Source organism: Emcibacter nanhaiensis (genome assembly GCF_006385175.1).
GTDB classification, from domain to species: domain Bacteria; phylum Pseudomonadota; class Alphaproteobacteria; order Sphingomonadales; family Emcibacteraceae; genus Emcibacter; species Emcibacter nanhaiensis.
This window is the reverse complement of sequence record NZ_VFIY01000005.1, coordinates 499,071-511,561: the sequence shown is the minus strand read 5'-3', so window position 1 is coordinate 511,561 and position 12,491 is coordinate 499,071. Positions and strand designations below refer to the sequence as shown.

Sequence of the window (12,491 nt, the reverse complement as noted above, 5' to 3'; positions counted from 1 at the left end):
TGAGGGGAGACAGAGTTATGCGCATATTATCCTACGCCGGCGGGCTTGGACTTATATGCCTGATTGTGATGATTATGGTGCTTGGCCGTGACCTTCTGGTCCCGTTCGTTATCGCGGTCGTGATCTGGTACCTGATCCATACCCTGTCTGACTACTTCCGGAAAATCAAAGTGAGCGGCAAAAGCATGCCCGGCTGGCTCAGCTTTACCCTGTCGCTTCTCAGCATGCTGCTGGCCCTGGCGCTGCTCTATGACATGATCAATTCCAATATTGCCGACGTGCGGGCCGCCGCACCAGGCTACCAGGAGAATTTCGCCAAACTGACGGCCCGGCTGTCCGGCCTGCTGGGGGCCGATGAGCAGATGAACCTGAAGCAGTTCCTCGGTCAGATCAGCCTGGCACCGTTTATCACCAATATTGCCGCCACCATGGTCACGCTGGCCGGCAATGCCAGCCTGATCCTGATCTATCTTTTGTTTCTGATCCTGGAACAGAAATTTTTCTCCCGCAAACTGGAGGCCCTGCTGCGCAACACTTCGTATGATGAAACGGTGCGGGACATCCTGTTCCATGTGCAGGAAGACGTTGAAAAATACGTGGCCATCAAGACGTTCACCAGCGTCCTGACCGGGTTCGCCTGCTATATCGTGCTCACCCTGGTCGGGGTGGATTTCGCCGAATTCTGGGCCTTCATCATTTTCCTGCTCAACTTTATCCCGACGGTCGGCTCGCTGCTGGCGGTAATTTTCCCGACGCTCCTGAGCTTGATCCAGTTTGACACCCTGACCCCGTTTTTCATTGTCATTCTGACCCTGTCCACCATCCAGTTCACAATCGGCAATGTGCTGGAGCCGAAGCTGATGGGCAATTCCCTCAACCTCAGCCCACTGGTGGTGATGCTGTCCCTGGCGCTGTGGGGCAGTATCTGGGGTATTACCGGCATGTTCCTCAGTGTGCCGTTCACGGTGATCCTGATGATTGTCTTTTCCAAATTTGACAGCACACGACCGATCGCCATCCTGTTGTCGCAGGATGGCAATGTCAAAGACCTTCGCCGGGAGGACTAAGCGCGCTGCAGAAGACATAAAAATACCGGCAACGGCCCCTCAACCATTACCGGTACGGTACTAAAGAAATACAATAAAGCTCAGACGGCGACAGCCACCTGGTCAGCATTTTCAAGGCAGAACAGCTCGTAGGTGACGCGCAGCATGTGCTGAACGCGCTCGTCCTTGATACGGTAGAAAATCTGCTGGCTTTCACGCCGGGTTGTCACCAGGCCTTCAGCACGCATGCGGCTCAGGTGCTGGGACAGAGCAGACTGGGAAATATCCAGGTTCTTTTCCAGATCCCCGACACACATTTCTTCATCAAGGAGACGGCTGAGAATGACCAGCCGGTTTGAATTTGCCAGAGTTTTCAGAAAATCTGCAGCCTGAAACGCCTTGCTCTGCAATTTATCAACATCGATTATATCTACTTTTTTATCCATGATCCCTTACCTAATTACTCTTTGGTTCCTGCCTATTGTTTCTTTGTAGTTTAATCAGTGGTGTATACACATTTATTGATTAATATATCCTAATTCCCTTTAAACGTGAAACACTATTTTATATATTCATTTTTATTTAATAGCTAAAGAAATAACTATTTTAGACTATTCGCTGAATTTTTTTTAAATTTTACTTAATTAAAAGCGGTTCGCAATAAATTTCTTCATCTCAAACGCTATTTTCTCCCTACATTCTACGCCAAGCCCTGTGCTACAGACAAGAAAGTTTTGTTGCTGATAAAAATAATTTCATCCTCAACCGACTAGTCTTTATCTCATAAAATAAGCCCCTTATATTTCATAAGGGGCTTATATAAAACAACTATAGATGGAATTTAACTTTAAAGAGTTTCGGCAAAAAGCTCCCGACCGATCAGCATACGGCGAATCTCGCTGGTTCCCGCGCCGATCTCGTAAAGCTTGGCGTCCCGGAGCAGCCGTCCGGTCGGAAATTCATTGATATAACCGTTGCCGCCAAGAGCCTGAATGGCCTGCAGCGCCATCTGGGTCGCTTTCTCCGCGGAATAGAGAATGCAGCCGGCCGCGTCCTTGCGGGTGGTTTCCCCCCGGTCACAGGCCGACGCCACTGCATAGACATAGGCGCGAGAGGCATTCAGTTCCGTATACATGTCGGCAAGCTTGCCCTGCATGAGCTGGAATTCGCCGATCGGCCTGTCAAACTGCTTGCGGTCGTGCACATAGGGAATGACCACATCGAGACAGGCCTGCATGATGCCAATCGGCCCGCCGCTGAGCACGACGCGCTCATAGTCCAGGCCGGACATCAGGACCCGCACACCGCCATTTTCCTGGCCGAGGATATTTTCCTCCGGCACTTCACAATCCTCGAACACCAGTTCGCAGGTGTTGGAACCGCGCATGCCCAGCTTGTCCAGTTTCTGGGCTGTGGAAAATCCCTTCATGCCTTTCTCGATCAGGAAAGCGGTGATGCCTTTGGGCCCCGCTGACATATCGGTCTTGGCATAGACCACCAGGGTGTCCGCATCGGGGCCGTTGGTGATCCACATCTTGTTGCCGTTGAGCACATAGTAGCCGTCTTTTTTGTCGGCCCGCAGTTTCATGCTCACCACGTCGGAGCCGGCGCCCGGCTCGCTCATGGCCAGGGCGCCCACATGTTCGCCGCTGATCAGCTTGGGCAGATATTTATGCTTCTGTTCCTCGCTGCCGTTACGTTTGATCTGGTTGATACACAGGTTGGAATGGGCGCCGTAACTGAGGCCCACGCTGGCAGAGGCGCGGGAGATTTCCTCCATGATCACCGTATGGGCCAGATAGCCCATGTCGACGCCGCCGTATTCTTCGGGAACCGTGACGCCGAGCAGGCCCAGCTCCCCCATTTTTTCCCACATATCCGTGGGGAATTCGTTGGTCTCGTCGATCTCCGCGGCGCGGGGGGCAAGTTCCTTGTCCGCAAAGGACCTTACCGTATCGCGCAGCATGTCGACATCTTCACCAAGATTGAAGTTTAAAGAAGGATATGAATTCATCCCAGAATCCTTTCGTTATTTTAAATGCTAATCAGGTCTCCCCAAAGCTATCGCAACCTTTGATGACGGAGGCCTGCCCAGTTCGTCCGCAATATACCAGGCAGCTTTGACAAGTTTCTCCAGGTCAACGCCGGTTTCAAATCCCATGCCGTTGAGCATGAAAAGGACATCTTCCGTCGCCACATTGCCGGACGCCCCCTTGGCATAGGGACAGCCGCCGAGGCCGGCCACGGAACTGTCTATCACCCGCACGCCACGCTCCAGCCCGGTCAAAATATTGGCCAGGGCTTGTCCGTAGGTATCGTGGCAGTGCAGGGCAATCTTATCGACCGCAACACGGTCCAAAACCGCCTCAAGCATGTCCGCCGTGCTTTTCGGGGTGCCGACACCAATGGTGTCGCCGAGCGAGACTTCATAACATCCCATTGCCAGAAGTTTCTCGGTTATATCGGCCACTGCCGACGGGGCAATGTCGCCCTCGTAGGGGCACCCAACGATGCAGGAGACATAGCCGCGGACGGCCACGCCTTTTTCCCGCGCCGCTTTTGCTACGGGCTCGAAACGATCAAGGCTTTCCGCGATGCTGCAGTTGATATTCTTCTGGCTGAAGCTTTCCGACGCCGCACCGAAAATGGCCACCTCCGTGGCCCCGGCATCCAGCGCCGCTTCCAGCCCCTTCATGTTGGGGGTGAGGACCGGATAGGTGACGCCCTCCCGTTTCGGCAGCGCCGCCATCACCTCAGCATTGTCGCCCATCTGCGGCACCCATTTGGGGGAGACGAAGCTGGTCGCCTCAATATATTTGAGACCCGCGTCCGCCAGCAGTTCAATGAGCCGCACCTTGACCTCGGTCGGCACCACCTGCTTTTCATTCTGCAGGCCGTCCCGGGGGCCGACCTCATAAAGCCTGACACGATCGGTCATTGTTCCGGCTCCGTAATTTTCACCAGCACCTGGCCGTCGGAGACCTGGTCGCCTTCGCCGGCGGAAATCTTTTCCACCGTGCCGTCCACCGGCGCTTTCAGGGTATGTTCCATCTTCATGGCTTCCAGCACCAGCAGCGGCTGGCCGGCCTCCACCGCATCGCCCTCGGCCACCATCAGGCGGCTGACCTTGCCAGGCATAGGGGTAACGATGACACCGCTGCCGCCGGCTTCCTCGGCATCCTCGGCGCCAGGCACGAAATGATGCAGGTAATGAACCTTGCCGTCACAGAAGACCGTCAGGTCATTGCCGCTTTCCGCCACCGTGGCATGGACTTCCCGGTCGCCGTTCATCATCAGGAACACCCGGCCCGCCTCGTCATGGACGTGGGAGACGGTGACGCTGACATCTTCCTGGGTCAGGCGGAAGCCGTCCGGCAGATATTCTGCGACCAGTTCATGACGCACCTCCCCTTCCAGAAACACGAGCGGCGATTTCAGCGACATATTCATGCGCCAGCCATCGTTCCAGCCGAAGGGATCGGATCCTGCGCCGGAGCGATCCAGGATGCGCACCGCGGCACAGGCCAGGGTCTCGATGCCCGCCTGCTTACCGCTGGGCAGCAGCGCGTCAGCATGGTGTTCGATGAAATGGGTGTCCACATCACCGTCCTTGAAGGCCTGATGATCAAAGATGGCCGCCAGGAATTCCAGGTTGGTTTTCACCCCGGCCACCGAGGTCTTGCGCAGGGCGCGGGCCATCTGCCGCAATGCTCCGGTGCGGGCACGGTCCCAGACGATCAGCTTGGCGATCATCGGGTCGTAATAGATGGACACCTCGTCGCCTTCCTCGATCCCGGTATCAAGACGGAAATGCTGGTCCACCACCGGAGTCTGGAAATGATTGAGCTTGCCGGTCTGGGGCAGGAAGTTGTTGGCCGGGTCCTCGGCATAGAGCCGCACCTCGAAAGCGTGACCGTTCAGCACAAGCTCTTCCTGGGCAAGCGGCAGAGGTTCGCCGGAGGCAACCCGGAGCTGCCATTCCACCAGATCCTGACCGGTAATCAGTTCGGTGACCGGATGCTCCACCTGCAGGCGGGTGTTCATCTCCATGAAATAGAAGCTTTCTTTGTTGAGCCCCTTTCCGGAATCGACGATGAATTCAATCGTTCCGGCACCGCAATAATTGATCGCCTTGGCCGCCTTGACCGCCGCATCGCCCATGGCAGCGCGCACTTCTTCCGGCATGTCCGGAGCCGGGGCTTCCTCGACCACTTTCTGGTGCCGGCGCTGCAGGGAACAGTCGCGCTCGAACAGATGCACGGCATTGCCGTGACTGTCGGCGAAGACCTGCACCTCGATATGACGCGGACGGGTCAGGTATTTCTCGATCAGGACATGGGCGTTACCGAAGGAGGCCTGGGCTTCGCGCTGGCAGCTTTCCAGCGAGGACAGGAAGTCGTCAGCCTTTTCCACCAGCCGCATGCCCTTGCCGCCACCACCGGCAACCGCCTTGATCAGGACCGGATAGCCGATTTCGTCGGCTTCGCTTTTCAGGAACGCCGGATCCTGGCCCTCGCCCTGGTATCCCGGCACCACCGGCACGCCGGCGTCCTGCATCAGTTCCTTGGCCTTGTCTTTCAGGCCCATGGCGCGGATGCTGTCGGCAGACGGGCCAATAAAGATGATCCCGGCCGCGGCACAGGCCTCGGCGAATTCGGCATTTTCCGACAGGAAGCCGTAGCCCGGGTGAATAGCCTGGGCACCGGTCTTTTTCGCCACTTCGATCAGCAGGTCACCCTTGAGGTAACTGTTGGCTGCTTCCGGGGCACCGATATGCACTGCTTCGTCGGCAAGGCGCACATGACGGGCATTTTCATCGGCATCGGAATAGACGGCAACGGTGCGCACCGCATTCTTGCGGGCGGTTTCGATAATCCGACAGGCAATTTCCCCCCGGTTGGCAATAAGAATCTTGTCAAACATATCTTATCCTTCCGTCCAGCCCGGTTTGCGTTTTTCAAAGAAGGCGCGGATGCCCTCCTTGGCTTCATCACCGGCCCGGGTTGAGGCAATGCGCTCGGCGCTGTCTTCGATGATTTCCGTCTCCAGCGGCCGGAAGGCATAATCCAGCACCAGCTGCTTGGAGGCCGCCATCGCCCGCGGCGCTGACAGGTTCACATCGACCAGGATCTTTTCCAGGATTTCCGTCATCTGCTCTTCCGTGTCCCCCAGTTCATGCACCAGGCCGATCTCTTTGGCTTTTTCGCCGAAGAAGGCTTCGCCGGTCTGGAAAAAGCGCTTGGCGTGGCGCGGGCCGATGGCTGCGATCACATAGGGGGAGATGGTGGCCGGGATCAGTCCCAGCTTCACTTCCGACAGGGAAAAACGGGTATCCTTGTGGGCGATCACCAGATCGCAGCAGGACACCAGCCCCAGACCGCCGCCCATGGCCGCACCGTGCACATAACCGATGGTCAGCTTGGGCATTTCATAGAGATGCTTCAGCATATAGGCCAGCGCTTCCGCATCGGCCTTGTTCTGGTCGTGGCTGAAATCGGCGGCCCGTTTCATCCAGTCGAGATCAGCGCCGGCGGAAAAGCCCTTGCCGTTACCGGAAATAATCACCGCCTTGATGCTGTCGTCCTGCGCCAATTCCTTGAACGCCTCGGTCAGCTGGCGAATCATGTCTTCATTAAAGGCATTGCGGACTTCCGGGCGGTTCAATGTTACCCGGGCCAGACCGTTTGCCTGCTTTTCTATCTGTAAAATCTGTTCGCTCATGGCTTACATCCTGAATATGCCAAAGTCTGTTTTCTCGATCGGGGCGTTGAGGCTGGCGCTGAGGCCCAGGCCCAGGACCCGGCGGGTGTCGGCGGGATCAATCACCCCGTCATCCCACAGCCGGGCGGAGGCATAATAGGGATGCCCCTGCTTTTCATACTGCTCCATGATCGGTTTGCGGAATTCTTCCTCCTCTTCGGCCGACCAGCTCTGGCCGGCCCGTTCCATGCCGTCGCGCTTGACGGTCGCCAGCACGCCGGCCGCCTGTTCGCCGCCCATCACGGAAATGCGGGCATTGGGCCACATCCACAGGAAGCGCGGATTATAGGCCCGGCCGCACATGCCGTAGTTGCCGGCCCCGAAGGAGCCACCGATGATCACGGTGAATTTCGGCACCTGGGCGCAGGACACCGCGGTCACCATCTTGGCGCCGTCCTTGGCGATACCGCCGGATTCATATTTGCGGCCGACCATAAAGCCGGTGATATTCTGCAGGAACACCAGCGGAATGCCGCGCTGGCTGCACAGCTCGACAAAATGGGCGCCCTTGAGCGCGGATTCGGAGAACAAGACGCCGTTGTTGGCAACGATGCCGACCGGCATACCGTAAATATGGGCGAAGCCGCACACCAGGGTGGTGCCATAGCGTTTCTTGAATTCATCAAAGTCACTGCCGTCGACGATACGGGCGATCACTTCGCGCACGTCATAGGGGACTTTCGGGTCCGCCGGCACCACGCCGTAAATCTCTTTCGGATCATAGGCCGGGTCGCGGATGTCGCGCAGCTCCAGCTGCTGCGGTTTGACCCGGTTCAGGTGGGACACGGTGCGCCGGGCAATCTCCAGCGCGTCATTGTCGTCCTGGGCCAGATGGTCGGCCACGCCGGAAATGCGGGTATGCACATCGCCGCCGCCGAGGTCTTCGGCGGAGACCTCTTCCCCGGTGGCCGCCTTGACCAGCGGCGGACCGGCGAGGAAGATGGTGCCCTGTTCCTTGACGATGATGCTCTCGTCACTCATGGCCGGCACATAAGCGCCGCCGGCAGTACAGGAGCCCATGACCACCGCAATCTGCGGAATGCCCCTGGCCGACATATTGGCCTGGTTATAGAAAATACGGCCGAAATGCAGTTTGTCAGGGAACACCTCGTCCTGGTTCGGCAGGTTGGCGCCGCCGCTGTCCACCAGATAGATACACGGCAAATTGTTCTGTTCGGCGATTTCCTGGGCGCGCAGGTGCTTTTTCACGGTCAGTGGAAAATAGGTGCCGCCCTTCACGGTGGCGTCATTGCAGACAATCATGCATTCCCGACCGGCGACACGGCCGATGCCGGCAATAACCCCGGCGGCAGGAATATTGTCGTCATAGACATCATAGGCGGCAAGCTGCGACAGCTCCAGGAACGGAGAACCCCGGTCCAGAAGCCGGTTCACCCGGTCGCGGGGCAGAAGCTTGCCGCGGCTCAGGTGCCGGTCACGGGCGCGTTCACCGCCGCCCTGTTCAATTTGGGAAATTTTATCTTTCAGGTCGTCGACGATTGCCTGCATGGCCTCCCGGTTGGCCGCAAAGTCTGCACCGTTGACATCCAGATCAGATTTTAACTGGGTCATTCGTTATTTCCTGACGATTTGTTGTGACGTGGGCAGTGTAGCAAAAGTCAAACCATAGAAAAAATCACTAATATTTATTTGTGTGATAGAAGTTTTCTATTATTCTGTCGCGAAGCACCAAGGACATCGAGAATGATTGAACTCTACCAGCTCCGATATTTCCTGGCCGTGGTGGAAACCGGCAGCTTCACCAAGGCGGCGGAACGGGTCTATGTCACCCAGCCGACCCTGTCGGCCGGGATTCAGAAACTGGAAGCGGCGCTGGACACCAAGCTGTTCGACCGTTCCAGCAAGCGGGTGTTCCTGACCGAAAGCGGCAGCCGCTTTGTCGACCGGGCCAAGGCGATCCTGCACCAGGTCAGCTTGGCCGAGGCGGAAATGGGCGACACCGACAACCCCAAGATCCTCAGGCTCGGGGTACTGATGACCATCCCGGCGGAAACCGCGCAAAGCCTGCTGCAGCCCTATCTGCGGGAGGAAGGCGGGCTGGTGGTCGAGCTGTTCGAAGGCACCGAACAGGAAATCCTCAACCGGCTCGATTCCGGCCAGGTGGATATCGCCCTCACCATCCTGCGCCCCGGACAGAAGGGCAAGACCGTGCCGCTGTATCGGGACCGCTATTCCCTGGCCATCCCGGCCCACCACCCGCTGGCGGAAAAGGATATCATCCAGCCCCGCGATCTGGCCGACGCCCCGACCATCGTGCGGTCCCGTTGCGAAATCCTGAGCGAGACCAGCCGTTTCTTTACCGACCATAATGTACGGCCGCGCCTGGTTTATCGCACCCCGCAGGATGAACGGGCCCTGATGATGGTGGCGGCCGGCATCGGCTTCACCACCATGCCCGACCAATATACCATGGAAGGGGTTGCGCGCCTGCCCATGGAGGGATATGACTTCGAAAGACAGATCGGCCTGATCTGGACCGCCCATCATCTGAGTCCGGAAAGGGAAGGCCTGCTCAGCCGGTTCAGTATGTATGCAAAAAGCCAGCTCCCCGATCTGGCCTATAAAGGTAACCCCTGATGTTTGCCGAACTTTTCGCCGTCACCGCCCCCGTCTTCCTGATCACCATGATCGGATATGGCTGGGTCAAACGGGGACAGGAGTTTCCATCGGATTTTATCACCAAACTCAACATGAATGTCGGAACGCCGGCGCTGGTGTTTAACGGCCTGATCGGACTTGGCAGCGACCTTCTGGATTCGGGTGTATTCACGATTGCGTCGCTTATCGTGATCCTTTTCATGCTGCTGGCAAGCGCGCTCGCCACCTACCTGCTGCGCCTGCCCGGACGGGGCTATATCATTGCCCTCTATTCCACCAACAGCGGCAACATCGGGCTGCCCCTGTGCCTGTTTGCCTTTGGCGAAGCCGGACTGGGGCTGGGCGTAATCTTTATGGCCATGTCCTCTGTGTTTCAGCTGACGGTCGCCCTGTTTATCAGTCACGGCAAAATGAGCGCGGCCAGCCTGACCCGGATCAGCCTTTTCTGGGGCCTCGGCCTTGCGCTCTATTTCATCCTGAGCGGCACGACGCCACCCGGGTGGCTAAGCAATACGTCGGAGCTTCTCGGCGGCTTGACCATCCCGCTGATGCTGCTCACCCTCGGCGCCTCGCTCGCCCGCCTGAAAGTGGAAAATTCCGGCCAGCTGATCGCCTTGTCCGTGTTCAAGATCGCACTTGGCACCGGCATCGGCCTGCTGGTGGCCATGGCGTTTGGCTTTACCGGTCTGGAAAGGAATGTCCTGATCCTGCAGAGCAGCATGCCGGTGGCCGTTCTCAGTTACCTGCTGGCCGCCCAGTATAACCGCAACCCCCAGGAAGTAGCCGCACTGGTCTTCTTCTCCACCCTGATTTCAGTGGTGACGGTACCGCTGCTGCTGACGTACATGTTGTAGAAAAATTCGGAAAGATTGGGACGGGGCTTTATTGTCGTTACCACACAAACCTGTTACCACACAGGAACAATCCTCCATATAATCCCGGCTCTGCCTTAACTGCCTGAGCCCCGTTCCCACCTCTTGAACACCAGGATCCAGATGATTGTATAAAATTTCAATATCACCAAACGATATAAAAAACAAATAAAAACAAGGCCGTTGGGTATATTAAATTTTTCTTCAGGATGCCTCGGCCGGACTTTTGAGGTCCAGGGAAAGGGCGTGAACAGGGCCGGCCAGCTCGTCAGCCAGGATCTTATAAACCAGCCGCTGGCGCGCGACCCGGTTCAGCCCGTCAAAGGCGGCGGCCACGGCAACCACATGGAAATGGGTTTCCCCCTCCGGCCGCGTGCCGCTGTGACCGGCATGATTACAGGACTGGTCGATGACATCAAGTTTGGCCGGGGCTAGTTCCCGGGTCAGTTTTTCCCTGATGGAGGCTGCAACTTTCATGTTTATTTGTCCCTTTCGCTTCCTTCTATGTGCGCCGGAAACGCTTCTTATTCAAGCCTTGATGAAGATAAATTTTGAAATTTGCCCGCAGCGATATATTTATTACGTATGACTGACAACACAGCCCGCCCCCATCCCGGCCTCGACTTGGGACAAAAGAAGGACAGCCGCTGCTGCGATCACCCCGAGTGCAGCGCGGAAGGCCAGCATCGCGCGCCCAAATCCCGGGACCGGCTCAACGATTATTACTGGTTCTGCAAGGACCATGTGCGGGACTATAACAAGAACTGGGATTTCTTCGCCGACATGGACCAGGACCAGATCCACGCCTGGCAGCGCTCAAGCCAGACCTGGCACCGGCCAACCTGGCGCATGGGCGCGCGCGCGATGGGCGCGATGGGAATGGACGGCCTCCGCGATGATTTGGGCATTTTCGAAGACCTGGCGGGCTTTGCCGGCCGTTTTACGGAAAAATCTGCGCCAGATCCGGGAAAAAGCACTTATCGCGCCGAAGATATGCGCCAATTGGCTGTCCTCGGCCTTGACGAATCGGCTTCGATCACCGACATAAAGAATGCATACAAAAAGCTGGTAAAGCGGTATCATCCGGATGTGAACAGCAATGACGAGTCCGCCGAGGAGAAATTCAAGGAAATCGTCAACGCCTACCATCATATGACCAGCCTCAAATCAGGAAGTTCAGAATGACAGTTTCAGGATCCGAACAAAGTTACACAGACCTCCCCGATATCAAGGTCAACGTTCGACAGGTTTTTGGCATCGACAGCGACATGGAAGTGCCGGCCTTTGCCGAGACGGACGAGCACGTCCCTGATCTGGATGAAAATTATATTTTCGACCATGACACCACCCTCGCCATCCTAGCTGGCTTTGCCTATAACCGCCGGGTGATGATCCAGGGTTACCACGGTACCGGGAAGTCCACCCATATCGAACAGGTCGCCGCGCGCCTCAACTGGCCCTGTATCCGGATCAACCTGGACAGTCACATCAGCCGTATCGACCTGGTGGGCAAGGACGCCATCGTGCTCAAGGACGGGGTACAGGTTACGGAATTCCAGGAAGGGATCCTGCCCTGGGCCCTGCAGCATCCGACCGCCCTGGTATTCGACGAATATGACGCCGGGCGCCCGGACGTGATGTTTGTGATCCAGCGTATCCTGGAAGTGTCCGGCAAGCTGACCCTGCTGGACCAGAACAAGGTGATCCGCCCGCATCCGGCGTTCCGCCTGTTTGCCACCGCCAATACCATCGGCCTCGGCGACACCTCCGGTCTCTATCACGGCACCCAGCAAATCAACCAGGGGCAGATGGACCGCTGGAGCATTGTGTCCACACTTAACTACCTGGCCCATGAGATGGAAGAAGACATCATCCTGGCCAAGATGCCGTCGCTCAACAGCGACGACGGCAAGAAGCTGATCAAGCAGATGGTCCAGGTCGCCGACCTGACCCGCAACGGTTTCATCAACGGCGACATTTCCACCGTTATGTCGCCGCGGACGGTGCTGACCTGGGCGGAAAACAACGCCATTTTCAACGATCCGGCCTTTTCCTTCCGGGTGACCTTCCTCAACAAATGTGACGAGATGGAACGTCCCCTGGTCGCGGAATATTACCAGCGCTGCTTTGGCGAGGAACTGCCGGAAGCGGCCGCTCCGGGTCTCGCCGGCAGCGGACCGGTTGTCAATTAACC

The 12,491-nt window shown here is 57.2% G+C and carries 12 protein-coding genes; 5 read left to right on the top strand and 7 right to left on the bottom strand.

Annotation, left to right across the window (positions count from 1 at the left end; translation table 11 throughout):
• The first annotated feature begins 17 nt into the window (after window positions 1-17).
• Complete coding sequence (locus tag FIV46_RS06290) at window positions 18-1,067, top strand: AI-2E family transporter (protein ID WP_139939564.1); 1,050 nt, start codon at window positions 18-20, stop codon at window positions 1,065-1,067.
• Between the two features lie 80 nt (window positions 1,068-1,147).
• Here the strand turns inward: FIV46_RS06290 and FIV46_RS06285 are convergent, their stop codons facing one another.
• From FIV46_RS06285 to FIV46_RS06260, 6 genes are all read right to left on the bottom strand, one after another.
• Window positions 1,148-1,492, bottom strand: coding sequence for an ArsR/SmtB family transcription factor (locus FIV46_RS06285; RefSeq protein ID WP_139939562.1), 345 nt, complete (start codon window positions 1,490-1,492; stop codon window positions 1,148-1,150).
• A gap of 401 nt (window positions 1,493-1,893) precedes the next feature.
• On the bottom strand, window positions 1,894-3,060 hold the full coding sequence (locus tag FIV46_RS06280; protein ID WP_139939560.1) for an isovaleryl-CoA dehydrogenase: 1,167 nt from the start codon (window positions 3,058-3,060) through the stop codon (window positions 1,894-1,896).
• A gap of 27 nt (window positions 3,061-3,087) precedes the next feature.
• Window positions 3,088-3,984 carry a hydroxymethylglutaryl-CoA lyase gene (locus FIV46_RS06275; protein ID WP_139939558.1) on the bottom strand — a complete coding sequence of 299 codons (897 nt, stop codon included), beginning with the start codon at window positions 3,982-3,984 and terminating at the stop codon, window positions 3,088-3,090.
• Window positions 3,981-5,969, bottom strand: a complete 1,989-nt coding sequence (locus tag FIV46_RS06270) for an acetyl-CoA carboxylase biotin carboxylase subunit (RefSeq protein WP_139939556.1) — start codon at window positions 5,967-5,969, stop codon at window positions 3,981-3,983. Before FIV46_RS06270 ends, FIV46_RS06275 begins: the two co-directional genes overlap by 4 nt.
• A gap of 3 nt (window positions 5,970-5,972) precedes the next feature.
• On the bottom strand, window positions 5,973-6,767 hold the full coding sequence (locus FIV46_RS06265; protein ID WP_139939554.1) for an enoyl-CoA hydratase-related protein: 795 nt from the start codon (window positions 6,765-6,767) through the stop codon (window positions 5,973-5,975).
• A 3-nt stretch (window positions 6,768-6,770) separates the two neighbouring features.
• Window positions 6,771-8,378 (bottom strand): carboxyl transferase domain-containing protein, encoded by a 1,608-nt coding sequence (locus tag FIV46_RS06260; protein ID WP_139939552.1) that lies wholly within the window; start codon window positions 8,376-8,378, stop codon window positions 6,771-6,773.
• Between the two features lie 132 nt (window positions 8,379-8,510).
• On the opposite strand from FIV46_RS06260, the gene FIV46_RS06255 reads away from it, so the two are divergent.
• Together FIV46_RS06255 and FIV46_RS06250 are read left to right on the top strand one after the other, a co-directional pair.
• Window positions 8,511-9,404, top strand: coding sequence for a LysR family transcriptional regulator (locus FIV46_RS06255; RefSeq protein ID WP_139939550.1), 894 nt, complete (start codon window positions 8,511-8,513; stop codon window positions 9,402-9,404).
• The gene (locus FIV46_RS06250; RefSeq protein WP_139939548.1) at window positions 9,404-10,279 is read left to right on the top strand and encodes an AEC family transporter; all 876 of its coding nucleotides are present in this window, start codon (window positions 9,404-9,406) and stop codon (window positions 10,277-10,279) included. Before FIV46_RS06255 ends, FIV46_RS06250 begins: the two co-directional genes overlap by 1 nt.
• A gap of 222 nt (window positions 10,280-10,501) precedes the next feature.
• Here the strand turns inward: FIV46_RS06250 and FIV46_RS06245 are convergent, their stop codons facing one another.
• The gene (locus FIV46_RS06245) at window positions 10,502-10,774 is read right to left on the bottom strand and encodes a BolA family protein (protein ID WP_139939546.1); all 273 of its coding nucleotides are present in this window, start codon (window positions 10,772-10,774) and stop codon (window positions 10,502-10,504) included.
• A 108-nt stretch (window positions 10,775-10,882) separates the two neighbouring features.
• Between FIV46_RS06245 and FIV46_RS18335 the strand changes: the two genes are divergently transcribed.
• Window positions 10,883-11,482 carry a J domain-containing protein gene (locus FIV46_RS18335; RefSeq protein WP_139939544.1) on the top strand — a complete coding sequence of 200 codons (600 nt, stop codon included), beginning with the start codon at window positions 10,883-10,885 and terminating at the stop codon, window positions 11,480-11,482.
• Window positions 11,479-12,489 carry a cobaltochelatase subunit CobS gene (cobS, locus tag FIV46_RS06235; RefSeq protein WP_139939542.1) on the top strand — a complete coding sequence of 337 codons (1,011 nt, stop codon included), beginning with the start codon at window positions 11,479-11,481 and terminating at the stop codon, window positions 12,487-12,489. Before FIV46_RS18335 ends, cobS begins: the two co-directional genes overlap by 4 nt.
• The last annotated feature ends 2 nt before the right edge of the window (window positions 12,490-12,491 follow it).